The sequence below is a fragment of the Micromonospora sp. NPDC005206 genome (assembly GCF_040608175.1).
Lineage (GTDB): Bacteria > Actinomycetota > Actinomycetes > Mycobacteriales > Micromonosporaceae > Micromonospora.
Map to the genome: position 1 here is coordinate 311,202 of NZ_JBEXHU010000003.1, position 24,672 is coordinate 335,873.

At 72.5% G+C, this 24,672-nt stretch carries 22 protein-coding genes, 1 pseudogene and 1 riboswitch; of the genes and pseudogenes, 8 read left to right on the plus strand and 15 right to left on the minus strand.

Annotated features, from left to right (window positions below; all coding sequences use genetic code 11):
• Positions 1-35: 35 nt before the first annotated feature.
• The 5 genes from pgsA to ABZU69_RS05620 form a co-directional block, all read right to left on the minus strand.
• The gene (pgsA, locus tag ABZU69_RS05600; RefSeq protein ID WP_354963316.1) at positions 36-626 is read right to left on the minus strand and encodes a CDP-diacylglycerol--glycerol-3-phosphate 3-phosphatidyltransferase; all 591 of its coding nucleotides are present in this window, start codon (positions 624-626) and stop codon (positions 36-38) included.
• A 77-nt stretch (positions 627-703) separates the two neighbouring features.
• Positions 704-2,194: a 30S ribosomal protein S12 methylthiotransferase RimO gene (gene rimO / locus ABZU69_RS05605; protein WP_354963317.1), complete on the minus strand. Its 1,491-nt coding sequence runs from the start codon at positions 2,192-2,194 to the stop codon at positions 704-706.
• Between the two features lie 153 nt (positions 2,195-2,347).
• Positions 2,348-4,237, minus strand: coding sequence for a hypothetical protein (locus ABZU69_RS05610; protein ID WP_354963210.1), 1,890 nt, complete (start codon positions 4,235-4,237; stop codon positions 2,348-2,350).
• A 2-nt stretch (positions 4,238-4,239) separates the two neighbouring features.
• A complete protein-coding gene (locus ABZU69_RS05615; protein WP_354963211.1) occupies positions 4,240-4,806 on the minus strand; it encodes a LemA family protein in 567 nt (188 codons plus the stop codon).
• Positions 4,807-4,952: 146 nt separating this feature from the next.
• On the minus strand, positions 4,953-5,876 hold the full coding sequence (locus tag ABZU69_RS05620) for an ornithine cyclodeaminase family protein (RefSeq protein ID WP_354963212.1): 924 nt from the start codon (positions 5,874-5,876) through the stop codon (positions 4,953-4,955).
• A gap of 101 nt (positions 5,877-5,977) precedes the next feature.
• Positions 5,978-6,045: riboswitch (guanidine-III (ykkC-III) riboswitch) on the plus strand.
• Positions 6,046-6,105: 60 nt separating this feature from the next.
• On the opposite strand from ABZU69_RS05620, the gene ABZU69_RS05625 reads away from it, so the two are divergent.
• A complete protein-coding gene (locus tag ABZU69_RS05625; protein WP_354963213.1) occupies positions 6,106-6,420 on the plus strand; it encodes an SMR family transporter in 315 nt (104 codons plus the stop codon).
• Between the two features lie 91 nt (positions 6,421-6,511).
• On the plus strand, positions 6,512-6,757 hold the full coding sequence (locus ABZU69_RS05630) for a hypothetical protein (RefSeq protein WP_328424690.1): 246 nt from the start codon (positions 6,512-6,514) through the stop codon (positions 6,755-6,757).
• Between the two features lie 55 nt (positions 6,758-6,812).
• On the opposite strand, the gene ABZU69_RS05635 is transcribed toward ABZU69_RS05630, so the two are convergent.
• Complete coding sequence (locus ABZU69_RS05635) at positions 6,813-9,290, minus strand: FtsK/SpoIIIE domain-containing protein (protein ID WP_354963318.1); 2,478 nt, start codon at positions 9,288-9,290, stop codon at positions 6,813-6,815.
• Positions 9,276-10,757, minus strand: a pseudogene (locus ABZU69_RS05640) (DNA translocase FtsK 4TM domain-containing protein); the annotation flags it as partial. The gene ABZU69_RS05635 and the pseudogene ABZU69_RS05640, both read right to left, overlap by 15 nt.
• Before the next feature lie 113 nt (positions 10,758-10,870).
• Here ABZU69_RS05640 and ABZU69_RS05645 point away from each other — a divergent pair.
• Together ABZU69_RS05645 and ABZU69_RS05650 are read left to right on the plus strand one after the other, a co-directional pair.
• Complete coding sequence (locus tag ABZU69_RS05645) at positions 10,871-11,341, plus strand: YbjN domain-containing protein (protein ID WP_354963214.1); 471 nt, start codon at positions 10,871-10,873, stop codon at positions 11,339-11,341.
• The gene (locus ABZU69_RS05650) at positions 11,338-12,978 is read left to right on the plus strand and encodes a YbjN domain-containing protein (RefSeq protein ID WP_354963215.1); all 1,641 of its coding nucleotides are present in this window, start codon (positions 11,338-11,340) and stop codon (positions 12,976-12,978) included. The genes ABZU69_RS05645 and ABZU69_RS05650 overlap by 4 nt, the downstream gene beginning before the upstream one ends.
• A gap of 56 nt (positions 12,979-13,034) precedes the next feature.
• Here ABZU69_RS05650 and ABZU69_RS05655 read toward each other — a convergent pair whose 3' ends face one another.
• From ABZU69_RS05655 to ABZU69_RS05675, 5 genes are all read right to left on the minus strand, one after another.
• On the minus strand, positions 13,035-14,723 hold the full coding sequence (locus ABZU69_RS05655; protein ID WP_354963216.1) for a ribonuclease J: 1,689 nt from the start codon (positions 14,721-14,723) through the stop codon (positions 13,035-13,037).
• Positions 14,724-14,775: 52 nt separating this feature from the next.
• The gene (gene dapA / locus ABZU69_RS05660; RefSeq protein WP_354963217.1) at positions 14,776-15,702 is read right to left on the minus strand and encodes a 4-hydroxy-tetrahydrodipicolinate synthase; all 927 of its coding nucleotides are present in this window, start codon (positions 15,700-15,702) and stop codon (positions 14,776-14,778) included.
• A 47-nt stretch (positions 15,703-15,749) separates the two neighbouring features.
• A complete protein-coding gene (thyX, locus tag ABZU69_RS05665) occupies positions 15,750-16,490 on the minus strand; it encodes an FAD-dependent thymidylate synthase (RefSeq protein ID WP_354963319.1) in 741 nt (246 codons plus the stop codon).
• 301 nt (positions 16,491-16,791) lie between these two features.
• The gene (locus ABZU69_RS05670; RefSeq protein ID WP_354963218.1) at positions 16,792-17,421 is read right to left on the minus strand and encodes a DUF2752 domain-containing protein; all 630 of its coding nucleotides are present in this window, start codon (positions 17,419-17,421) and stop codon (positions 16,792-16,794) included.
• Between the two features lie 4 nt (positions 17,422-17,425).
• On the minus strand, positions 17,426-18,655 hold the full coding sequence (locus tag ABZU69_RS05675) for a crosslink repair DNA glycosylase YcaQ family protein (protein ID WP_354963219.1): 1,230 nt from the start codon (positions 18,653-18,655) through the stop codon (positions 17,426-17,428).
• Positions 18,656-18,735: 80 nt separating this feature from the next.
• On the opposite strand from ABZU69_RS05675, the gene ABZU69_RS05680 reads away from it, so the two are divergent.
• Complete coding sequence (locus ABZU69_RS05680; RefSeq protein ID WP_354963220.1) at positions 18,736-19,287, plus strand: GNAT family N-acetyltransferase; 552 nt, start codon at positions 18,736-18,738, stop codon at positions 19,285-19,287.
• On the opposite strand, the gene ABZU69_RS05685 is transcribed toward ABZU69_RS05680, so the two are convergent.
• Entirely contained in the window at positions 19,186-20,460 is a 1,275-nt protein-coding gene (locus ABZU69_RS05685) for a glycosyltransferase 87 family protein (protein WP_354963221.1), read from the minus strand. The genes ABZU69_RS05680 and ABZU69_RS05685 overlap by 102 nt on opposite strands.
• 35 nt (positions 20,461-20,495) lie before the next feature.
• Here ABZU69_RS05685 and ABZU69_RS05690 point away from each other — a divergent pair, with 35 nt between their 5' ends.
• The 3 genes from ABZU69_RS05690 (at position 20,496) to ABZU69_RS05700 (ending at position 22,604) form a co-directional block, all read left to right on the plus strand.
• The gene (locus ABZU69_RS05690) at positions 20,496-21,092 is read left to right on the plus strand and encodes a GNAT family N-acetyltransferase (protein ID WP_354963222.1); all 597 of its coding nucleotides are present in this window, start codon (positions 20,496-20,498) and stop codon (positions 21,090-21,092) included.
• 78 nt (positions 21,093-21,170) lie between these two features.
• Positions 21,171-22,145, plus strand: coding sequence for a sigma-70 family RNA polymerase sigma factor (locus ABZU69_RS05695; protein WP_354963223.1), 975 nt, complete (start codon positions 21,171-21,173; stop codon positions 22,143-22,145).
• Between the two features lie 78 nt (positions 22,146-22,223).
• On the plus strand, positions 22,224-22,604 hold the full coding sequence (locus ABZU69_RS05700; RefSeq protein ID WP_354963224.1) for a VOC family protein: 381 nt from the start codon (positions 22,224-22,226) through the stop codon (positions 22,602-22,604).
• Between the two features lie 45 nt (positions 22,605-22,649).
• Here the strand turns inward: ABZU69_RS05700 and ABZU69_RS05705 are convergent, their stop codons facing one another.
• Together ABZU69_RS05705 and ABZU69_RS05710 are read right to left on the minus strand one after the other, a co-directional pair.
• Positions 22,650-23,537, minus strand: a complete 888-nt coding sequence (locus ABZU69_RS05705) for a carbohydrate ABC transporter permease (RefSeq protein ID WP_354963225.1) — start codon at positions 23,535-23,537, stop codon at positions 22,650-22,652.
• 1 nt (position 23,538) lies between these two features.
• A complete protein-coding gene (locus tag ABZU69_RS05710; RefSeq protein WP_354963226.1) occupies positions 23,539-24,660 on the minus strand; it encodes a sugar ABC transporter permease in 1,122 nt (373 codons plus the stop codon).
• Positions 24,661-24,672: the final 12 nt, after the last annotated feature.

Genomic DNA, 24,672 nt, shown 5'->3' on the forward strand with positions numbered 1-24,672 from the left:
ACGGCGGGGGCGGGGTCCGTGGGGGCGGGGTGGGGTCAGCGGGGGCGGCGGAGGCGGAGGGCCTGGGCTATGTAGTCGAAGCCGGTGGCCACGGTGACCAGGACGGCGGCGCCCATGATCCAGGGGCCCACGGGGGCGAGGGCGGCCGGCATCGGCCAGAGGTACCAGGCGATGGCCAGGATCTGGAGCGCCGTTTTGACCTTGCCGCCTCGGCTGGCCGCGATCACGCCGTGCCGAATCACCCAGAACCGCAGCCCGGTGATCCCCAGCTCACGGACGAGGATCAGCGCGGTCACCCACCAGGGCAGCCGGTCGTACCAGGAGAGCAGCACCAGGGCGGCGCCCGTGAGCGCCTTGTCCGCGATCGGGTCGGCCACCTTGCCGACCGAGGTGACTAGCCCGAACCGGCGGGCGATCCAGCCGTCCACCAGGTCGGTCGCGGAGGCGACCGCGAAGATCAGGCAGGCCGCCATCCGCCAGCCGGCGTGGGTCATCCCGGCCATGATCACCGAGGCGGCGAAGACTGGCACCAGCACCAGCCGTAACGCGGTCAGCGCGTTGGCCGCGTTGAGCACCGGCACCCCGGGAACCACCCGAGGCGGCGTGGACTCCGTCGCCCCGGTCACCGCCTCGCCCCACTCGGACCGCCGTGGCGTTCCCGACACCGCACCACCTGGGTCCCCCGCTCCGCTCGGGCCCGCCGTCACCGTGCCGCGCCGGGCGCCGCCGAGATCATCTCATCCGGCACGGCGAGCAGGTCCACCCCTTCGGTGCCGGTCACCCTTGCCCGCACGAGGTCACCCGGGCGCAGCGCGGCCAGGTCGACCCCGCCCTCGACCGGGGCGACCAGAGTCGTCGAGCCGTCCACCTCCGGCGCCTGGTGCGCCGCCCGGCCCTCCACCACGCCATCGACGATCGAGTCGACCAGCACCTCGACGGTCGAGCCGAGCCGATCCTCCGCCCGCTGCGAGCAGAGCTCGTCGGCGAGCGCGCTGAGCCGGTCGTAGCGCCGCTTGATCGTCGCGGCGGAGACCTTGCCGGGCAGCCCGGCGGCCTCGGTGCCGTCCTCGTCGCTGTAGTCGAACATGCCGATCGCGTCGAGCCGGGCCTCGGTCAGGAAGCGGACCAGCTCGTCGACGTCGCCGCGGGTCTCGCCGGGGAAGCCGACGATGAAGTTGCTCCGGGCGCCCGCCTCCGGGGCCAGCGCCCGGGCGCTCGCCAGCAGCTCCAGGAACCGGTCGGTGGAGCCGAAGCGGCGCATCCGGCGGAGCACCGGCTCGCTCGAGTGCTGGAACGACAGGTCGAAGTACGGGGCCACCCCCGGCGTGCCGGCGATCGCCTCGACCAGCCCGGGCCGGGTCTCGGCCGGCTGGAGGTAGCTCACCCGGACCCGGACGATGCCGGACACCGCGGCGAGCTGCGGCAGCAGCTTCTCCAGCGCCCGGGGGTCGCCCAGGTCCTTGCCGTACGAGGTGGAGTTCTCGCTGACCAGCACCAGCTCCCGGACGCCGGACTTGGCCAGCCACTCCGCCTCGGCGAGCAGCTCGTCCGGGGTACGCGAGACGAACGCCCCACGGAAGGCCGGGATGGCGCAGAACGCGCAGCGGCGGTCGCAGCCGCTGGCCAGCTTCAGCGAGGCGACCGGGCCGGTGTCCAGCCGGCGGCGCAGCACCTGACGCAGGTGCGCCGGGGTGTGCTCGTCGGTGTCGACGGCCGTGCGGGCCGGGCTGCCGTGCCCGGGCAGCGACACCGCGGCCTCGCGCCGCTTAACCGGGGTGAGCGGCAACAGCTCCCGCCGGTCCCGCGGGGTGTGCGCGGTGACCTGCTCGCCGGCGACGACCGCGCTAAGTCGGGCGGCGATGTCCGGGTAGTCGTCGAAGCTCAGCACCGCCTGCGCCTCGGGCAGGCTGTCGGCCAGCTCCCGGCCGTACCGCTCGGCCATGCAGCCGGCGGCGACCACCTTCGCGCCGGTCTCGGCGGCGGCGAGCAGGGTCTGGATGGAGTCCTGCTTGGCCTTCTCCACGAAGCCACAGGTGTTCACGACCACCACGTCGGCGCCCTCACCGTCCGTGGTCACCTGCCAGCCGTCGGCGTGCAGCCGGGCGGCCAGCTCCTCCGAGTCGACCTCGTTGCGGGCACAGCCCAGGGTGAGCAGGGCCACGCGACGGCCCTCGGCGGCGGACGACAGCTCCAGCGGCGTCGGACGCGCCGAGCTGGAAGGGGAGGTGGCAGACACCATCCGAGGGTACCGGGCCGACCGGGGAAGCCCGTGCACGCGGGCGGCCGGGAGATCGGGCGCACTCCTGCGCCCGTACCTCGGCACCTCCTTCGGGCCCCAGCCCGCTCCTCAGCCCGCCCCGCTGTGCTGCGGCGCGGACTCGCTCGGCAGCCGGGACAGGGCGGTGGAGAGCAGCCCGGCGAGCTGTTCGGCCTCGAATTCGCCGGCGCCCGGCCCGCGGACCAGCAGCAGCACGAGGTCCCCCCGCCGGCCGACCACCCGGTCCGGCCCGGCGTACGCCTCGTCACCCACCTCGGGCAGCGGGACACCCGTGCTCCGCCCGACGGTCAGGTTGAACCGGGCCATCGTTCCCCGGGTGACCTGGAGCGCGAGGACGGTCGCCCCGCTGCCGTCGACGAACGACGCCATGCCCCGCACCTGACCGGTGCTCGTGGCCGGTCTGACCAACGACACCCGCCGGCCGGTCGCGGCGCCCACCTCCGTCGCGCTGAGCAGGCGCTCCGGCTGGACCGCGCCGTGGGTCGCCGTGGCGGGCAGGACGCTGCCGGCCGGCGGCTCCTCCTCGGCGTACGCGTCCGGGTCGGCCTGCTCGGGCGCCGCGCGCTGGACGGTCACCCCGAGCACCCGCCGGGTCCACGGCCGGACCCGTGCGGTGACCACGTCACCGAGCCGACACTCCCCCGCGATCTGGTCCGGGATGATCCACGCACGGAGCCGCTCGGCGTGGCCGTCGTCGATGACGAGGTAATGGTTGATCGTCCGTCCCGGCCCGTCGTCCGACGTCTGCCGCTGCCACACCTGGTGCCAGAGCACCTCGCCGGTGACCGTGGCCGGGGCCACCAGGTCGACCAGCGCCCGGAGGAGGAGATACCCGGCGAGGCCGAGCAGCGCGAACCCGAGCAGGACGAAGCCGAGCGTGACCGGGCGGAGGTCTGTGAACCCCGTCGAGCCGGCCGACGAGTCCCCGGTCGAGGCGAGGAACACCCCGCCGACCACCCGGGCGAACGTCCAGCCCAGCAGGCCGGCGATCAGCGCCCGGAAGAGGACCCAGCCCAGCGGCTGGCCGTACCGGGGCAGCCCGCGCGGATAGCTGACGCTGACCCGACGCCACCCGCCCCCGTACGACGACCAGAGCTGTTTCCGGTCGGCCATGCCCAAATCGATCACCTGCGAGGCCACCCGGGTGACGCCGAGTGCGGCCCCGTACGGCAGATAGCGGTCCCAGACCGTGACGGCGGCGGGCGGCAGGTCGGCGAAGCTCTCGTGCCCGGCGAGCCAGGCGCGCAACCCCAGCCAGCGGGCGGCGGCGGCCCGGCCGGCGGGGGTGTCCCGTTCTCCGAGGTCCCGGCCGGCGAGGCCGGCGAGCGCGACGATGGTGACGAGGAAGGCGGCGACGGGAGCGAACGGGTCCTCGCCGGAGCGGGCCACATAGTGCCAGACCCCGCCCGCGACCCCGCCGGCGGCGACAGCGCCGAGCACGGTGAGCAGGACAACCAGTGCCCGAGAGAACCGCCGACGGGAGAGCCCGAGCCGCTGGGCGTCGGCCACGATCGACCGGCGCAGCCGTTTGGCCCACGAGGCGGATCGGTTGGCGTCCGAGAATCCCAGTGCGGTCAGCGGCACCATCCCGTCGACCGCGCGGGCCGCCACCCGGTCGAAGACTTGCCGCTCGTACCGGTTGAGGTCGTCGGGGGCGCGGCCGGTCAGGTGCACCGTGGTGTGCCGGGGATCGGGGCCGGCCTGGCGCAGCTCCAGGTAGCGGCGCGCGGCGAGGTCGAGCAAGGTGGACTCGGCTGCGTCCACGGTGAACTGCCAGCGGTTGGCCAGCAGGCTGACCACGGCCGGCGGCTCCTGCCCGGGGAACTCCATGGCAGCGGGCGCTGAGGCCACGGCGGCGGGCCGGCTGGCCAGCCGGGTGATCCCGTAGACCAGCGCCCAGAGGGCGAGGCCCGCGACCGGCAGGCCGATCTCGACGACCGGGTCGGAGAATTCCAGCACGGCTAGAACCGGACGGAGACGTCGGTGCGCTCGGGACCGGTCGCCTCGAAGTACGACTCGGGACGGAAGCCGCCCAGCCCGGCGATGACGTTGGTGGGCAGGGTCCGCACGGCCGTGTTGAGCGATTGAACGGCCGAGTTGTAGAACTGCCGCGCGTAGGCGATCTTGTCCTCGGTGGCGGCCAGCTCACGCTGCAGCCCGGCGAAGTTCTCACCCGCCCGCAGCTGCGGGTACGCCTCGGCGACGGCGAACAGCCGACCGAGCGCCTCGGTCAACGCACCCTCGGCGTCGACCCGCGCCGGCCCACCACCCGCCACCGTCGTGGCCGTGACCCGTGCGGCGGTCACCGCTTCCAGCGTCGCCCGCTCGTGCCCGGCGTAGCCCTGCACCGTCGACACCAGGTTGGGGATCAGCGAATGCCGCCGTTTCAGCTGGACGTCCACCTGCGCCCAGGACGCCTGCACCTGGGCCCGCAACCGCACGAGCCGGTTGTAGCCGCCGACCGCGACGACCAGCAGCACGACGACGAGCACCACCAGGACAGCTACCAGCACCAGCCCGAGGTTCATGACACCTCACGTTCAAGTTGCTCCGCCGGCCCCGTCGCGGCGGTCGCCTCCATGATGATCGGTTCCCGGGGCCGGCAACTCCGCCCGGTCGCCTATGCGACCGTCCACTGTTCGGTCAGTCCCGATCGCGCCAGCTCGCGAACCGGTCAGCGCGTCGCGGCTCCCACCCGGGTCAGCCGGTCGAGCAGGAAGACCTCGGTCCCGGACAGACCGGTGGAGCAGAAGACGGAGACCTGGTCCACGGTGGTTCGGCCGGGGACCGCGCCGGCCAGGACGCCGCCCAGGTCAAGCAGCCGCCCGGCGTACGGGGGCGTGGCGGCGAGCATCGGCGGCCGGTAGTCCTTCGCCTGGGCCGGCGAGTCGGTAACCAGCAGGTCGGCGGCGTCGAGCAGGTCGGCACCGAACTCGCTGCGATCGCGCTGCTTGAAGCCGACCGCGTTGACGTGCGTGCCGGGGCTCAGGTCGGCGGCGCAGAGGACCGGGGTCGGGCTGGTGGTGGCGAGCACCACCATGTCCCGCCCGGCCACCGCCGAGCCGGGGTCGGCCACCGCGCGGGCCGGCACGTCCAACTCGGCGCGGACCCGGGCGGCGAAGGCGTCCCGCCGGGCGGCGGAGCGGCTGTGCACCACCACCTCGCGCAGTGGGCGGACCGCCGCGGCGGCCCAGACCTGGGTCCACGCCTGCCGACCGGAGCCGATCACGCCGAGGGTGGCCGCGTCCGGTCGGGCCAGCGCGTCGACCGCCACGCCACCCAGCCCTCCGGTACGCCGGGAGCCCAACTCCTCGCCGATCGCGACGGCCCGGATCGCGCCGGTGCGGGCGTCGTGCAGCACCACCAACTGTTCGCCCTGCGGGTGGCCGAAGGTGTCGTACGAACGGAAGCCGTACCACTCGTCGACCAGGTGCCCGGCGGTGAGCACCATCCGCCCACCGCTGAGCGAGGCGGTGGCCCGGGGCGGGGCGACCAGCCGCCCGTCGTACGCGGCCAGCAGGGCGGCGCGCATGGCGTCGACCGTGGTGGCGGCGTCCAGCACGGCGGCGACCTCGGGGTCGGCGTAGAGCAGGGTCATGACCGCCATACTGCAAGTTGAAGTGAGGTGCAGGTCAACGCGAGGTGGCGGGGGTCACCGAGCCGTCGGCGGACCGGGGCCGGTGCTAGCGTCGGTGCCGGTGGCCCGGTCGTCCGTGGCCGCCCCGGACGAGTGGTGGGCGTACCCGGTCAGGCCAAGACGCCCCGCGTGACGTGCAGACTCCACTCGTCCCGGCGCGACAGCCCGGGCGCTCCCCGTGAGGTGAACGATGGCCTGGCTGGTATTGGTGATCTCGGGACTGCTGGAGACGGCCTGGGCGATCGCCCTGGAACGCAGCGCCGGCTTCAGCCGGCTGATCCCGTCGCTGGTGTTCGCGGTGACCCTGGCGCTGAGCATGGGCGGGCTGGCGTACGCGCTGCGGGAGATCCCGATCGGCACCGGGTACGCGGTCTGGGTCGGCATCGGCGCGGTCGGCACCGCCCTGGTCGGGATGCTGGCGCTCGGCGAGTCGGCGAGCCTGCCCCGGATCCTGTGCCTGCTGCTGGTGGTGGCCGGCGTCGTCGGTTTGAAGATCTTCCACTGAGTACCGCGCGGCGCGGCGCCGGTACGCGTGAGCAGCGCCCACAGTGGGTAGAGATCGATCCGTCACGACAGGCTCTCACCCGGAGGCAGACATGGCCGACATGCCCAGCACCGCCCGCCCGCGCAGCAACGCCGCCCGGATCCTCACCATCGTGGGCTTCGTCTTCGCAGTGCTCGCCCTGCTGCTCAACCCGATCATCTTCGGCGTGCTCGGCGTGATCGCCGGCATCGTCGGCGCGGTGCTCGGCGACAAGCCGTTGGGCTGGTACGCGGCCGCGGCCAGCGTCGTCGCCGCGGTGATCAGCCTGGTGATCATCTCCGCGCTGATCAACAACTGACCACTTCTTCCGCCACGGGCCCGCCGGGCACCGGCGGGCCCGCCGCGTTGCCCGGTCAGTCCCCGCCGCCGCGCAGGCCGACCAGGACCTCCTCCAGCTCGTCCGGCTTGACCAGCACGTCGCGCGCCTTCGACCCCTCCGAGGGCCCGACCACGCCACGGGTCTCCATCAGGTCCATCAGCCGGCCCGCCTTGGCGAAGCCGACCCGCAGCTTTCGCTGGAGCATCGAGGTGGAGCCGAACTGCGAGGTGACCACCAGCTCGACCGCCTGCGTCAACAGGTCGAGGTCGTCGCCGATGTCCTCGTCGATCTTCTTCTTGGTGTCCTGTGCGGGGGCCAGCACGTCCTTGCGGAACTCCGGCTCGCGCTGGCCCTTGCAGAACTTCACCACATCGGCGATCTCGCGCTCGGTGACCCAGGCGCCCTGGATCCGCACCGGCTTCGAGGCGCCCATCGGCAGGAACAGCCCGTCACCGCGGCCGAGCAGCTTCTCCGCGCCCGGCTGGTCGAGGATGACCCGCGAGTCGGCCAGCGAGGAGGTGGCGAACGCCAGCCGGGACGGCACGTTCGCCTTGATCAGGCCGGTCACCACGTCGACCGAGGGGCGCTGGGTGGCCAGCACCAGGTGAATGCCGGCCGCCCGGGCCAGCTGGGTGATCCGGACGACCGAGTCCTCCACGTCGCGCGGCGCGACCATCATCAAATCGGCCAGCTCGTCCACGATCACCAGCAGATACGGGTACGGACGCATCTCCCGTTCACTGCCCGGCGGGGCCTTGATCTCGCCGTTGCGTACCTTGCGGTTGAAGTCGTCGATGTGCCGGACCCCGTTGGCGGCGAGGTCGTCGTAGCGCATGTCCATCTCGCGGACCACCCAGTCCAGCGAGTCGGCCGCCTTCTTGGCGTTGGTCACGATGGGCGTGACCAGGTGCGGGATGCCCTCGTAGCCGGTCATCTCGACCCGCTTCGGGTCGATCAGCAGCAGCCGCACCTCGTCCGGGGTGGCCCGGGTGAGGACGGACACCAGCAGTGTGTTCAGGCAACTGGAGTTGTGCGTGGGGATGCACGCACGACTGGCCAGGTACAGGTGGCTCGGGCTGTCGACCTCGATGCATCGGACGGGTACCGAGGGGATCGGCCGCACGTCCACGATGTAACGCCGCGAGGTCGTCGCGCGCGTACCGATCACCTGGCGGCTTGCTTTGCGCGTCAGCCGGAAGACCTTGTCAGCCGGGGTGAAGTGAATCCGATAGCAGGTGGAGGTCAACTCACTCCGACCTTTCACCCGCTTGGTCGTCATTGTGGCCTGGTAACCGAGCCCGATGATCAACTCGAGAGCATCCTGCGCCAGACGCTCATTGGTGAGTGCAAGCTCGACTCCGCCTTGCGCGGAAACCGTGCCATCGGTGTCCAGCAGACCTGCCAGCAGGGCTCGCCGCTGCTGCTCAGAAGATCGCAGATAGCTGGCAGGGATGTGTTTCGTACCGAGCTCGCGGAACAACTGCTGCAGCGTCCGGTATCGGTCACGGGAAGGAGCTCCCGGCTCGATGTGGCTCGGCGGCTGAAGCCTTTCCTGACCGCGGGCCGCCAGACACACCGCGGAAAGGCCGACCCCGACCTGCCTGGCCGCCCGAGCGAGGCTCACGCCCCGGGTGAATAGCTCCACAGCCTCGGCGATTCGCCCGTCCCGCTCCGGCCTGTTCGAGATCGTGTACTGCATCCGGCCGGCGGGATGCTTTGTCACGACGTACCCGTCCAGACGAATGTTGTCCAGCAACTCCTCTTCGTCGCACGTAAAACCCGCCGACCCGGTGGTGCCATCACCCAGCCAGCAGCCCAAGGTGTACGGCGCGATCGGTAGATCCTGCTCTGGATAGTCGAGCGCTCCGCACACTGCCACCGCGTGATTGGTCCAGGATCCGCTACGCCCGACCACCCGTAGCGAGGCTGCTATCTCTGCCGTCGTGACTGGTCGATCGTCAAAGCTGAGCCTCCGACCTGATCGTCCCGGATCTGCGACAAGTTCGCGCAATGCCTGGTAGACCCGATGACGGGAATAGGTAGGGACCCGCCGGGTCACCTCGCGACCACCCCGCAGGTAGCTGGTCAGGGCGTTCCCTGGCTCCTTAGGCAACCCACGCACGATCCGGTACAGCACGTTCCGGAACTGCTGGCCGACATCTGCGATGACCTCGTCAGTCGACACCGGTCGATCGAGATCCGACAGCACCGTGTCGGCTCGTGCAGTCACCCGCTGCACATCATTGACGGACCAGTAGGAACCATCCTTCCAACGGTGGGTTCGCTGGGTCCGGCCAGCCCTCGTCGTCGTCTGCCACTGGTGCTGGGCGTCGGCGACGATGACCGTGCCGTCAGAAAACTCCACCTCGTAACAGGGGCGGTCATACATGACCGCGGTGGCGGCGACGATGGTGCACGGCCGGCCCTGCTCGTCGAACACCTTCCCACCTACCCGGAGAGCACCCATGGTGGACCATCCGTCAGGCGTAGGGATCGGTGTATCGAGGGCCAGTGCCTTCCCAGCGCCCGTGGCTCCCGCAATGAGGATGTGCGGCATCTTGGCGAGGTTGGCCACCACGTAGCCGCCCTCGATGTCCTTGCCGAGCGCCACGACCATCGGGTGGTGGTCGCTGGTCGCCGCCCGCGAGCGCAGCACGTCGCCGAGCGCGACGTTCTCCGGGTCGGTGTTGGGGATCTCCACGCCGACCGCGCTCTTGCCCGGGATCGGGCTCAGGATGCGTACGTCCGGCGACTTGACCGCGTACGCGATGTTGCGGGACAGCTGGGTGATCCGTTCGACCTTGACGCCATGCCCCAGCTCCACCTCGTACCGGGTGACCGTCGGCCCCCGGGTGAAGCCGGTGACCGCGGCGTCCACGTCGAACTGGTCGAACACCCCGGTCAGCGCGGCGATCACCTCGTCGTTGGCCTTGCTGCGGGTCTTCGCGGCGGCGCCGGCGCTGAGCATGTTGGCCGGCGGCAGGGTGTAGTCGCCGGCCAGGCCGGTCAACGCGAGCTGCTCGGCGCGGGTCGGCGCGGGCGAGTGCTCCGGCGGCTCGGCCGGCTTGCGGCTGGCCGGCACCTTCGCCGGCGCCTTGCGCGGCAGCACCATCGTCTCCTGGAGGTCGGCGCCGTCCAGGTCGTCGAAGTCGTCCGGGTCCACCGGCGGCGGCATCCGCTTCGCGGGTCGCTTGCGCGCCGGCCGGACGGCCGTCCCGTCCGCCTCCTCCTCGGTGGCGTCCGGCGAGGCGACCAGCCCACCGGCGAGCAGGCCCAACCGCTCGGGGATCTTGTTGATCGGCGTGGCGGTGACCACGAGCAGGCCGAAGAGCAGGAGCAGGATCAGCAGCGGCACCGCGACCCACGCGGTGACCGCGCGCTCCAGCAGGCCGCCGACGCCGGCGCCGAGCAGGCCACCGGCGAAGTCACGCTGCACCGTGTCGACCGGGTCCTGGCCGATCTGGAGCAGCGCGGCGGTCGACACGAGCAGTGAGCCCCAGCCGATCAGCCCCCGGCCCCGGTGTGCCGGATCGGCCGGTTGGCGCATCAGACGCCAGGCCCCGATCATCAGCAGCACCGGCACGACCACGGAGATCGCGCCCAGGAACAGTCGCACGGTGTCGGCGAGCCGCGTGCCGACCGGGCCCGCCCCGGAGAACCAGAGCGCGACGGCGCTGAGCAGGGCGAGGCCGAACAGCAGCAGACCACCGCCGTCGCGGCGGTGCTCAGGGTCGAGGTCGCGGGCGGAGGCGGCCTGCCGGCCTGCGGCCCGCACCGCCCACCCCATTCCGTGCGCCAGCCCCATCCACAGTGCACCGATCGCGCGGCCCACGTAGACGGCCGGTCCGGGCCGGGAGGCCGCGGTGCGGCGCCGAACCGGTGCCCGGGTCTTCTTCGCCGGTTGACGGGCACGGCTGTTGGTGCCACCGCGCGGCGACGCGCCGCGTCGCCGGCTCGCCTGAGAGGTACGGCCCGCCATAGAGTCACGGTAACGGCGGGACCCGGCAGATCGCCGCTTTTCCGGGTCGTGTCCGCGCGTCGCAGCACGGACCGCGCCGCCGGCCGTGATATCCGCCTCAGGAGGGATGCCCGATGGCGTCGCCGGGATTCGAGGACGATCCGCTGGCCGGGCACCCTGACGCGTTGCGTCCGCTGACCGGCGAACTGGTCGCGGCGGTGCTCGCCGCGCGCGGCCGGCCGGTCGGTCGAGCCGTCAACGGCGACCTGGTGGGCCGCTTCGACGACAACCTGATCTGGTTCCTGCGCCTCGGCGGGGACGGCGAGCTGCTCCAGGTCCGCACCCTGGTCGCGCCGACCTTCTCCATCGAGCAGGTGCCCGCGCTGTACGCCTTCTGCAACTCCTGGAACCACGACCGGCTCTGGCCGAAGGCGTTCGTGCACGTCGACGACGACGGCCGTGCTCGGGTCTGTGGTGAGGTGATCACCGATCTGGAACGCGGAGTGACCCCGCACCAGCTCGACCAGTTGCTCGACTGTGGCATCTCGGCCGGCTGCCAGCTCGCCGTGGCGGTCGGCCGGTTGCCGGGGGCGGTGCCGGCATGACCGGCCGGGAGGAGTCCACGGGCAGCCGGACGGATGATCCCGGCGTTGCGCGCAACGGCCCCGCTGAGCGGGTCGCCGTCCGTCGCGTTCCGGCGCTGGTGGCCGCGCTCGCCGACGCCCGGGACCTGCCCGACGGGCCGGGGCGGCTGGTGGCCCTGGAACGGCTCGCCGAGCGGGCGGACGCCGCCGGAGACGCGCGGACCGCGGTGGAGGCCCGCTTCGCGCTGATCGAGGCGTACCTGCTGCACGGAGAGCGGTGGCGGCTGGTCGAGCCGGTACGGCGCTGCCGGGCCGCCGCCGATCACCGACCCGAGCTGCTCGCCGACGCCGAAGCCGGTCCGCTGCTGCGCTACCAGCGGTACGCGGTGGAGGCGCTGCTCGGCACTCCCCGGGTCGGGCTGGACCAGACCCGGTCCCTCCTGGACGACCTGGCCCACCGGGTCGGCGTGGACGGGCCCGACGCGCCGACCGTCGCGGAGCTGCGCTGCCGGATCGCCGATCACCTCGGTGACGAGCCCACCGCCCGCCACTGGTACCAGCGCTGGGCGGGGACGCGTCCCGGGCCGACCGGCGGTTGCCCGGGCTGCGCCCCGGCCCGGCGCGCGGAGCTGCTCGCCGGCTGGGGCGAGTGGCGAGCCGCGCTCGCCGAGCTGCGGGAGTGCGCCGACGAGCCGGAGGACTGCACCGACCAGCCCGAGCGGGCGCTGGTCGCGGTGCTGCTGCCCGATCTGCGGGCCGGTGAGCCGGAGCGGGCCGCGGCGGCACACGTGCGGGCGTACCGGCGGCACCGGCGCGAGCGCGCGGCGTTCCCGCACCTCGCCGCGCACCTACGGTTCTGCGCGTTGGGCGGGCACCTGGAACGCGGGCTGGACGTCCTGGCCGAGCAGCTGCCCCGGTTGGACGAGCCCACCGACGACCTCGCCGCGATGGAGTTCGCCGCCGCGGGGGCGCTGGTCTGCGGGCTGGCCGTGGAGGCCGGCCTGGGCGGGCGGACGGTGCACCGCCCGCCGTACGACGGGCGGCCGGCCACCGAGCCGAACGTGGCGACCCTCGGCGCGCTGCTGCTCGGGGTCGCCAGTGAGCTGGCCGGCAGCTTCGACGCCCGCAACGGCACCGGCCACCACTCCGGCCGGATGGCTGCCTGGCTGGCCGAGCGTCCACTCGCCGAACCGGTCCCGCTGCCCGCCGACGACGAGCCCACGGAGGGGCCCGGTGACGGGCCGGGCGAGCAGGAGCTGGTGGCGCTGACCCTCGACATGATCACGTCGGCGCTGGACCGGCGCGGCGACCAGTACCTGGTGGACGAGGGCGCAACGGTGGTCGGGCGGTGGGGTGCCGCGGTGATCCAGTTCCGTCGGGCGGGCGAGAGGGGCGAGGTGCTGCACGCCCGGGCGATGGCCGTCCGCCGACTGCCGGTGGCGCGGCGCGCCGAGGCGTACGCCTTTTGCAACGCGTGGAACCACGACCGGCTGCTACCCAAGGCGTACGCGCACGACCTCGGCGAGGAACTGGTGCTGGCCGGCGACGTGGCCACCGACCTGGCGCACGGGGTGACGCCGGCGCAGCTGCTGGTGCTGGTGGACGCCGCGATCGCCACCGGCGTCGCGTACGCCGAGGCGGTCGCCGCGCTGCCCTGACCAAGGGCGACGCCCGCCGGCGCACGAGGTGCCGGCGGGCGTCGCGACGCGCGGTGTCAGACCTCGACGACGGTGGGCACGATCATCGGCCGACGACGGTACGCGTCGTTGACCCACCGTCCCACGGTTCGCCGGACGATCTGCTGGAGCTGGTGCGGGTCGGTGATGCCGTCCGCGGCGGCCCGGTTGAGGGCCTCGGTGACCAGCGGGATCACCGGGTTGAACGCCTCCGGGTCCTCGGAGAAGCCCTTCGCGGACAGGGTCGGGCCGGCGACGACCTTGCCGGTGACCGAGTCGACGACCACCGTGGTGGCGATGAAGCCGCCGTCGCCGAGGATCCGTCGCTCGGTGAGCAGGGATTCGCTGACGTCGCCGACCGCGAGGCCGTCGACGTAGACGTACCGGCTCTTCACGTGCCCGACCAGGCTGGCCCGGCCCTCGACCAGGTCGACCACGTCGCCGTCCTCGCAGAGCACCACCCGGTCGGCGGCCACCCCGGACTCGACGCCGAGGCGGGCGTGCGCACGCAGGTGGCGCCACTCGCCGTGCACCGGCATCAGGTTGCTGGGCCGGACCACGTTGAGCAGGTAGAGCAGTTCACCGGCCGGGGCGTGCCCGGAGACGTGCACCTTGGCCACGTCCTTGTGCACGACCACCGCGCCGGCCCGGGCCAGCCGGTTGATCACCCGGTAGACCGAGGTCTCGTTGCCCGGCACCAGCGAGGAGGCCAGCACGACGGTGTCGCCGGGGGCGATGGTGATGTGCCGATGGTCGCCGCTGGCCATCCGGCCCAGCGCGCTCATCGGCTCGCCCTGCGACCCGGTGGACATCAGCACGATCTGCTCGGGCGGCAGCGTGGTCGCCTCTTCGATCCCGATGACCAGGCCGGCCGGGATGTTGAGCAGGCCGAGGTCCCGGGCGATGCCCATGTTGCGGACCATCGACCGACCGATCAGCGCCACCTTGCGGCCGTGCTCCGCGGCGGAGTCGAAGACCTGCTGCACCCGGTGCACGTGCGAGGCGAACGAGGCCACGATGATCCGGCCCTTCGCCTTCGCGAAGATCGAGTCGAGCACCGGCCCGATCTCCCGCTCCGGGGTGACGAAGCCGGGGATCTCCGCGTTGGTGGAGTCGGACAGCAGCAGGTCGACGCCCTCGGCGCCGAGCCGGGCGAAGCCGGCCAGGTCGGTGATCCGGCCGTCCAGCGGGAGCTGGTCCATCTTGAAGTCGCCGGTGTGCAGCACCAGGCCGGCCGGGGTACGGATGGCGACGGCCAGGGCGTCCGGGATCGAGTGGTTGACCGCGAAGAACTCGCACTCGAACGGGCCGAGCCGTTCCTTGCCGCCCTCCCGCACGGTCAGCGTGTACGGCTGGATCCGCCGCTCGGCCAGCTTCGCCTCGACCAGGGCGAGGGTGAACTGTGAGCCGACCAGCGGAATGTCCGGTTTGTGGGCGAGCAGGTAGGGCACCGCGCCGATGTGGTCCTCGTGGCCGTGGGTCAGCACGATCGCCTGGACGTCGGCCAGCCGGTCCAGGATCGGGCCGAAGTCGGGCAGGATCAGGTCCACACCCGGCTGCTCGACGTCGGGGAAGAGCACCCCGCAGTCGACGATCAGCAACTTGCCGTCGTATTCGAAGACGGTCATGTTCCGACCGATGGCGCCGAGCCCGCCGAGCGGGATGATCCGCAGGCCACCTTCCGGCAGCGGCGGGGGCAGTTCCGCCTCGATGTGCGCCTCGGTCACGCGTTCACCTCATTCTGCGACGCCGTCACTCGGCGCCCATCGTGTCGTTCGATCATTCGGGTAGCTCCAGGCCCGCTGCCGCGAAGTCCGCGCGCAGCTGGGCGATCTCGTCGTCGGTGGCGTCCACCAGCGGGGGTCGCACCGGGCCGGTGGGCAGGCCCAGCGACGCCAGGCCCGCCTTGACCAGGATGGTGCCCTGGGTGCGGAAGATGCCCGTGAACAGCGGCAGCAGCCGTCGGTGCAGGGTCAGCGCGGTCGGCATGTCCCCCGCGTCGTACGCCTCGATCATCTGTGCGGTCAGCGCCCCGGTGAAGTGCGTGGAGGTGCCGACCAGGCCAACGCTGCCGACGGCCAGCGCCGGCAGGGTGAGCGCGTCCTCGCCGCTGTAGAAGGCGAGGGCCGTGCGGCTGGTCACCCAGCTGGTGGCGGTCAGGTCACCCTTGGCGTCCTTCACCGCGACGATCCGGCCGTGCTCGGCGAGCCGGACGAGCGTCTCGGTCTCGATGGGCACGCCGGCGCGGTGCGGGATGTCGTACAGCATCACGGGCAGGCCGGTCGCGTCGGCCACCGCCGTGAAGTGCCGCAGCAGCCCGCTCTGCGGTGGCTTGTTGTAGTACGGGGTGACCACCAGCAGGCCGTGCGCACCAGCCTTCTCGGCGGCGGCGGCCAGCTCGATGGTGTGCCGGGTGTCGTTGGTGCCGACGCCGGCGACCACCTTGGCCCGGTCACCGACGGCCTCCGCCACGGCCCGGATCAGGCGCTCCTTCTCCGCGTCGGTGGTGGTGGGCGACTCACCGGTGGTGCCGTTGACCACCAGCGCGTCGTTGCCCTGCTCGTCGACCAGGTGGCTCGCCAGCCGGGCGGCGCCGTCGAGGTCGAGCGAACCGTCGGGGGTGAACGGGCTCACCATGGCCGTGAGCAGCCGCCCGAAGGGGCGGGACACCGGTCGGGCAGCGGCGGCAGGGCGGTCGTGCGTCATACCCTCCAACCTAGCGGACGACCAGCCGGGGCCTGCCGGGGAAGGCCTCAGGACGCCTCGTGCGGGCTGGCCGCCACCTCGGTGCCGTCCGGCAGGGTGGAGATCTCCAAGTCGGCGAACACGTTCGGCGCGACCCCCTGCAGCTGGCGCAGGCACTCCACGGCCAGCTCACGGATCTCGACGTCAGCCTGCTCGGTGGCCCGCATCGCGATGAAGTGCCGCCACGCCCGGTAGTTGCCGGTGACCACGATCCGGGTCTCGGTGGCGTTGGGCAGCACCGCGCGGGCCGCCTGCCGGGCCTGCTTGCGGCGCAGCGTCGGGTTCGGCTCGTCGGAGAACCGCTGCTCCAGCCCCTCCAGCAGCTCGTTGTACGCCCGCACGCTCGCTTCGGCGGCCTCCACGAAGCGCTTGTGCAGCTCCGGGTCGTCGGCGATCACCGTCGGCTCGACCATGGCCGCGTCCCGCTCCGGGACGTACCGCTGGGAGAGCTGCGAGTACGAGAAGTGCCGGTGCCGGATCAGCTCATGCGTGAAGGAGCGGGACACGCCGGTGAAGTAGAAGGTGACCGAGCCGTGCTCCAGCACCGAGAGGTGCCCGACCTCCAGGATGTGCGCGAGGTAGCCGGCGTTGGTGGCGGTCGCCGGGTTCGGCTTCTTCCACGACTGGTAGCAGGCCCGGCCGGCGAACTCGGCGAGCGCCTGGCCACCCTCCGCGTCCGTCGACCACGGCACGTCGTCCGGGGCCGCGAACTGGGTCCACGCGATCAACTTGACCTGGGGCTGCACCATCTCCGGCATGCCTGGGACTGTAGTGGTCCCCGGCCGCTCACCCAACTCGGGCTCGCGGTGGCGAAAGCGCCTGGCGGCAGCCAAATCGCCGACACGTCGCGGTCATCGTGGCCGCACGGGTGTCCAACGTCTCGACAAGCTGGCTCACGCCTGCCAGTCCCGGGCACCTCTCCGGTTGCCTGTAGAGCTGCCCCGGATCTGGGGCAGTTCTACAGGGGCACGACACGGTCCTACCTCGCCCTGGGCGAAGCCGCACGGGCTTTCAGCCGCGCCACCGGCGGACGGGAGCCTGGCGGACGGGTCAGACGTAGAGCGAGGTGAACGGCGCCCAGGGCAGGTTGCGCAACACCGAGAAGGCGAGCCACGCCGCCAGGAAGCCACCGATGACCTTGGAGCTGATCCGCAGCTCGGGCAGCCGCCAGCCGAACGCCTGGTTGCCCGCCCAGGCCACGAAGAGGTACGCCAGGAACGGCAGCGCGAAGACGAACAGGAAGTGGTGCCGGGCGGCGGCCGGCAGGTCGCCGTGCAGCACGTACCAGAGCGCGCGGGTGCCGCCGCAGCCCGGACAGTCGAGCCCCGTGGTCAGCTTGAGCAGGCAGGTCGGCGCGGCGTCCGGGGCGGCGTGGGTCGGGTCGCTGAGCAGCGCGTAGCCCATGCCGGCGGCGACGCAGCCGACCGCGGCCAGCGGCACCGCCCAGCGCGGCGAGCGCTCGTAGAGCCGCAGCACGAACCGGGTGAGCCGGTCCGGCTCGGGGACCGGGTAGCCACCCGGCGGGCTCGTCGGCCAGCCGGCCGGACCGGTGCCGGCGGCACCGGCGGACGGGTCGGCGGTGACCGTCGGGGTCGACGCGAACGGCTGGGCGTCCGGCCACGGGTCGACCGCACCGGGCGCGGGCTGTGGCTGGTCGGCCGGTCCGGGAGCGCTCGTCACGCGCTCACGGTACACCGGACACGCCGGCCAACGCGGCGGTGAGCGGACCGGCCAGGTCGCCGGCCGCGGGCGGCGCCACCGCGTCCAACCCGAGCCAGCCGGCGAGCCGGTACAGCTCGGCGGCGAGCGCCATCGCGGTCTCCCCCGGGTCGGCGCCGGGCTCGACCCACGCGGCCGGCACCAGCAGCACCGCCGCCCTGCGGTCGGCCTTCAGGTCGACCCGCGCGGTGAACCGGTCGCCCTGGAGGAAGGGCAGCACGTAGTAGCCGTACACCCGCTGCGGCGCCGGGACGTAGATCTCGATCCGGTAGGTGAAGTCGAAGAGCCGCTGGGTGCGGCCACGCTCCCAGACGAGCGGGTCGAACGGGCTGACCAGCGTGTTGCCCCGAATCCAGCGCGGCAGCCGGGCGCTCGCGTGCAGCCAGGCCGGCTGCCGCCAGCCCGGCACGGTCACCGGCACCAGCTCACCCGCCTCGGCCAGCTCCGCGACGGCCTGGCGGGCACCGGCCAGCGGCAGCCGGAAGTAGTCGCGCAGCTCCGGCTCGGCGGCCACCCCGAGCGACCGGGCGGCGAGGGCCACCAGGGTGCGGTACGCCTCGGCGTCGGTCGGGGTCGGCGCGGCCAGCACGGCGGCCGGCAGCACCCGCTCGGGCAGGTCGTAGCGGCGGGCGAAGGAGGTGCTGCGCTCCGCGGCGGCCACCTCGCCGGCCCAGAACAGATATTCCAGGGCGCGCTTCACCGCCGACCAGTTCCACCCCCAGTTGCCGGTCTCGCGGGGCGCGTCGTGCTCGATCTCGGCGGCGGTCAGCGGACCACGGGCGGCCACCTCGTCGCGCACCCAGGCGACCAGCTCCGGCTGCTCCTGGGCGATCCGCCGCATGCCACCCCAGGACTCGCTGTGTGCCCGGGCCATCCGCCAGCGCAGCATCGGGTGCAGCCCGACCGGGACCAGCGACGCCTCGTGGCCCCAGTATTCGAAGAGCTCCCGTGGGCGGCGGTAGGCGGCCTGGTCGAGCAGCGTGGTCGGATAGGGCCCGAGGCGGCTGTAGAGCGGCAGGTAGTGCGCGCGTTGCAGCACGTTGACCGAATCCATCTGGATCAGCCCGACCCGGTCGAGCACCCGGCGCAGATGCCGACGGGTGGGCACCCCGGTCGGCGCCGGGTCGGCGAAGCCCTGGGCGGCGAGCGCCACCCGCCGGGCCTGGGCGAGCGAGAGTGATTCCGGTGCGGCCATCGTCGGCGACCTTAAATCATCGGTACGACGCCGGTGCGGGAAGCTGGACTCCGACCGTCACCGGGGCATAGAACGGTGCAATGCTGACCATCCGCCGGGAGGAGCCGGACGACGCCGAAGCGGTCGCCCGGGTGCACGTGCACGGCTGGCAGGCGGGCTACGCCGGCTTCATGCCGGACGAGGTGCTCGGACGGCTCAACGTGGTGGCCTGGGCGCAGCGCCGCCGCGACATCGGCACGGCCGACCCCGAGCATCCGTTCACCACCCTGCTCGGTGAGGTGGACGGGCTGGTCGTCGGCTTCGCCACCTTCGGGCCGTACCGCCGCAACCAGGACCGCGACGACCTGGACCCGGCGGTCGGGGAGGTGCTGGCCCTCTACGTGGAGCCGGCGTGCTGGGGCGACGGCACCGCCGCCGCGCTGCTGGCCGCTGCTCGTGCCGGGCTCGTCGAGCGGGGCTGGACCGGCTACCGGCTGTGGGTGCTGGCGGACAACCGGCGGGCCCGCCGGTTCTACGAGCGGGCCGGGTTGTCACCGGACGGTGAGCGGTCGACCTACCAGGTGCCCCTCGCCGGTGGGTGCCCGCCGGTCGGGCTGGTCGAGCTGCGGTACGCCGGCCGCCTCGACGACTGATCCGCCCGGGGTCAGCCACCGGCGGATCGGCAGGAAGGCCAGCAGCGCCAGGCTGATCCAGACGTAGGCGTTGCTGCCCAGGAATCCGTCGACCCCCGTGAAGTCCTTCTCCCAGAACCAGACGGTCCGGCTGATCAGCAACGCGTACCCGATGGTCGCGGCGACCAGCAGGACCCACCGCCGGCGGCCGGCCGGCGCCGCCATCGCGTTGTCGACCAGCAGGATCAGCGCGGGCAGCAGCCAGACCAGGTGATGCACCCAGGTGACCGGGCTGACCAGACACATCACCGCGCCGGTCAGCGCCAGACCGGTCGCTTCGTCGCCCGTCGCGACGGCCGTCCGGGACCGCCAGGCCCACAGCGCCAGGGTGCCGAGCACCAGCAGCAGCCAGAGCAGGGTGCTCGGGTGCTCCGGGTCGAGCCGGGCGACCACCCCGCGCAGCGACTGGTTGGACACGAACGCCAACTCGCCCACCCGGCCGGTGTTCCACAGCGCCTCGGTCCAGAACTCCCGGGAGGCGTCCGGGAAGAGCGCGCCGGCCAGCAGCGACACCCCGGCGGCGGTGCCGCTGGCGGTGAGCGCCGCCCGCCAGCGCCCCGTGACCAGCAGGTAGACGATGAAGATGCCCGGGGTCAGCTTGATCGCGGTGGCGAACCCGATGCCGATCCCCGCCCACCGGTTGCCGGCGGGCAGCAGCCGCAGCAGGTCCACCGCGACCAGGAAGAGCAGCAGGGTGTTGACCTGGCCGAAGTTGACCGTTTCCCGCATCGGCTCGAACGCGGCGGCCAGGCACAGCGCCACGGCGAGCGCGAACCACCGGGTCCAGCCGGCGCGGCGGGCGATCGGGTCGACCAGCCACCAGATCAGCACCGTGGTGGTGACCACGCTGGCGAGCACGCTCACCACGATCGCGGCCGTCCACGGCAGGTACGCCATCGGCAGCATGACCAGCGCGGCGAACGGCGGGTAGGTGAAGCCGTACTGGGTGCCCGGCTTGAGGTAGTCGTAGATCTCCCCGCCGTCGTGCACCCACCACGTCAACGCGCCGTAGTAGACCTTTAGGTCGAAGAAACCGTGTCGGACGGCCGCGACGGCGAGGAACGCGGTGACCGCCGCGGCGAGCACCACCACCCCGACGACCTGCGCGGTCGTCCTGTTGGCACCCTGCGCCACCGTCGCCTCCCTCGCCCTGCGTAGGCTTCCGTCCCATGGCTCTCGGGTACGTCCGCCCGGCGCGTCCCGAGGACGCCGGCGAGATCGCACGCATCCAACTCGCAACCTGGCGGGTCGCGTACCGCCGGATCCTGCCTCGGCACGTGCTCGACAACCTGGACGAGGCGTTCCTCGCCCGGCAGTGGAGCGCCGCGGTGCAGGAGCCGCCCTCGGGCGCGCACCGGGTGCTGGTCGCCGTCGAACAGGCCGAGCAATCGTATCTGGTGGGGTTCGCCGCTTCCGGCCCGGCCGACGCCGAGGCGCTGGCCCCGGGCGAGCCGGCCGAGGCGCTCGGCCCGGACGTGGCCGCGGTGACCGACCTGCTGGTCGAGCCGCGCTGGGGTCGGCGTGGGCACGGCAGCCGGCTGCTCGCCGCCGCCGTGGACCTGTGGCGGGAGGACGGGTTGAGCCGGGCGGTGGCCTGGGCGTTCGAGGGTGACGAGGCGACCCGCAAGTTCCTCACCAGCACCGGCTGGGAGCCCGACGGCGCGGCCCGCGCGCTGGACGTCGACGACATGCTGGTGCCCCAGGTGCGCCTGCACGTGGCCGTCCCGGCCGAGAAGGTTCCAACCGACGAGCAGCCCGGCGCCTGACACGCGATCCAGCCGGGTCCCGGCGCGTCCGGGCCGTTACGGCGGCCGATGTCACACGGGTCGCCTAACGTCGGCCCCATGAGTGCAGCGACCGTGCCGGTGCCGGCGCCGACCGCGGACGGCCGGCTGGAGGAGTTCCGGGTCGAGCTGACCGGCTACTGCTACCGGATGCTCGGCTCGCTGTACGACGCCGAGGACGCGGTGCAGGAGACGCTGCTGCGGGCCTGGCGCGGGTGGGACGGCTTCGACGGCCGGTCCAGCCCGCGCACCTGGCTCTACCGGATCGCCACCAACGTCTGCCTGGACCTGCTGCGCGGTCGTCGGCGCCGGGCCCTGCCGATGGACCTCGGCGATCCGTCGTCGCCGGTGGCCGCGGCGTTGGGCGGTCCCGAGACCGGCTGGGTGGAGCCCGCCCCGGACGCGGCGGTGCTGCCGGCGGCGGCCGATCCGGCCGAGCTGACGGTGGTTCGGGAGTCGGTCCGGTTGGCGTTCGTGGCCGCGCTCCAGCACCTGCCGGCCCGGCAGCGCGCGGTGCTGATCCTGCGGGACGTGCTGCGTTGGCGGGCCGAGGAGGTCGCCGGTCTGCTCGACACCACCGTGCCCGCGGTCAACAGCGCGCTGCAACGAGCCCGGGCCACGCTGGCCGACCGGGTCGGTGACGCTCCGGGCCGGCCGCTGGATCGGGAGCACCGCGACCTGCTCGACCGCTACGTGCAGGTCTTCGAGCGCTATGACGTCGACGCTCTGGTGGGCCTGCTACGCGCCGACGCCGTCCAGAGCATGCCGCCGTACCGGATGTGGCTGCGTGGCGCGGGCGACATCGGTCGTTGGCTGGTCGGGCCGGGGGCGGGCTGCCGGGGCTCCCGGCTCATCCGGGTGACGGCCAACGGCGGCCCCGCCTTCGCCCAGTACCGGCCCGACCCGGCGGGCGGGCACCGACCGTTCTCGATCCAGCTGCCGGAGGTCGCCGGTGGCCGGATCACCCGCCTCACCCACTACCTCGACCCGGGGCTCTTTCCGCGCTTCGGCCTGCCCGCCCGTCTCGACCCCTGACCGTCCGGGCCGGCCGGGCGATGAGTTCCGGCCGGCGACATCGTCCACCCCTCGTACGCCGACAACGAGGAGACCACCGTGTTCACAGACACCAAGGCGTTCAGCGGATTCTCGGTGGACGACACCGGGCGCGCCGAACGGTTCTACGGCGAGACGCTCGGCCTGCGGGTCACCCGGGACGACGCGATGGGCGGGTTGCTGACCCTGCACATCGCCGGGGACCGGCCCGTCCTGGTCTATCCGAAGAACGACCACACCCCGGCGACCTACACGGTGCTCAACTTCCCGGTCGACGACATCGACCGTGCGGTCGACGGGCTGATCGCGCGGGGGGTCCACTTCGCCCGCTACGACGGGATGCCGCAGGACGAGAAGGGGGTCATGCGCGGGCAGGGGCCGGCCATCGCCTGGTTCACCGATCCGGCCGGCAACATCCTGTCCGTCCTCCAGCAGAGCTGACCGGTGGGGCGGCTCCGCACGTCGGGGCCGCCCCACCGGGGCAGGTCAGCCCTTGTCCGAGCCGTCGTTGGCATCCCGGACGAAGTACCGCTGGAACACCACGAAGATGATCGCGACGGGGATGGTGGCCAGCAGCGCCGCGCCCAGCTTGAGCGGATGCTGGGTGCCGCTGCCGAGTGAGCCGCTGACCAGGTCGGCCAGCCCACGCGGCAGGGTGAACAGGTCCGGGTCCTGCACCGACACGAGGCTGTGCGGGAACTCGTTCCAGGAGCCCTGGAACGACAAAATGGTCAGGGTGATCAGCGCCGGTTTCGCCATCGGCAGCACCACCGACCAGAAGGTGCGGAAGATGCTCGCCCCGTCGATCCGGGCGGCCTCCTCCACGCTCAACGGGATCGACTCGAAGAACTGCTTCATGATGAACACGCCCGCCGCGTCGGCCAGCAGCGGCACCACCAGACCCGCGTAGCTGTTGTAGATGCCGAGCTGGTTGAGCACCAGGAACTTCGGGATCAGCAGCACCACTCCGGGCACCGCCATCACCGCGATGACGGCGGCGAACAGCCCGCCGCGTCCCCGGAACCGCAGCCGGGCCAGCGCGTACCCCGCGAGCGAGTCGAAGAACACCCGACCGAGGGTGACGAGCACCGTCACCAGCAGTGAGTTGCCCAGCCAGAGCGGGAAGTTGGTGCCGCCGAAGATCCGCTCGAAGCCGGCCAGCGTGAGCGGGTCCGGGAACGGGGAGAGCGGGTTGGCCGCCGCGTCGGGCTCGGTCTTGAGCGAACTGCTGATCTGGATGACGAACGGGTAGAGGAACACCAGCCCGAAGAAGATCAGCGTCGCGTACCCCAGGAAGCGGGTGGCCAGGGTGCGCGCCGCGCGCTGGTCGCGCCGCGCTGGCGCCACCGGCGGTCGGTCGGTCAGCACGGCCATCTCAGGACCTCCCCGGTACGCGTCGACGCCGCCAGCCGCGTCGCGGCCGGTCGGTGTCCCGCTCGGCGAGCACTCGGCGCTGGATCAGCGTGAGCACGATGATGATCAGGAACAGCACGAACGAGATCGCGGCTCCGGAGCCGTAGTCGAAGTCCCGGAAGGCGGTCCGGTACGACAGGTAGGCCGGGGTGAGCGTGGTCTTGGCCGGGCCGCCCTGGCTCATCACGTACACCTGGTCGAAGACCTGCCAGGAGCCGATCAGGCCGAGGGTGAGCACCAGGAACATGGTCGGCCTGATCAGCGGCAGGGTGACGTGCCGGAACCGCTGCCACCGGGACGCGCCGTCGAGGGTGCTCGCCTCGTCCAGCGTGACCGGCACGTTCTGCAGGCCGGCCAGGAACATCAGCATGAAGGTGCCGGAGGTGGTCCAGATGACAAGAGTGATGATCGACATCATCGCCACGCTGGGACCGGCCAGCCAGTCCCACCAGCTCAGCCCGAACGGGCCGCCGTCGGCCAGCGCCGCCGGGGGCGAGTCGACGCCGACCGCTTTGAACAGCAGGTGCAGCACGCCCCGCGAGTCGGCGAACCACTCCGGTCCGTCGATGCCGAGGACGTTGAGCAGCGCGTTGACCGCGCCGGAGTTGGCGAACAGGAACAGGAACACCACGCTGATCGCGACCGAGCTGGTGACCGAGGGGAAGTAGAAGGCGCTGCGGAAGAAGCTCTTGCCCTTGAGCATCCGGTTGTTGACGACCAGCGCCAGCCCGAGCGCGAGCACGGTCTGCGCCGGCACCACGATCGCCACGTAGTAGATGTTGTTGCGGATGCTGGTCATGAAGTCGCGGCGGGCCAGCCCGTCCTCGGTGAACAACTGGGTGTAGTTGTGCCCGCCGACGAACGGCACGTCGCCGGTGAACGGGCTGCCCTGGCCGTTCCAGTCGGTCAGGCTGACCCAGAGCGCCATCAGGATCGGCAGCAGTAGGAACAGCCCCAGGATGACGATCACCGGCGCGACGAAGAGCCAGCCGGCGACGGTCTCGTTGCTGCGGATGCCGCCTCGGCGTCGGCGGGGGCTCTCGCCGGACGCGGTCGCCACGGCGCTCAATGTTTCGGTTGCCATCTCCCCTCCCTC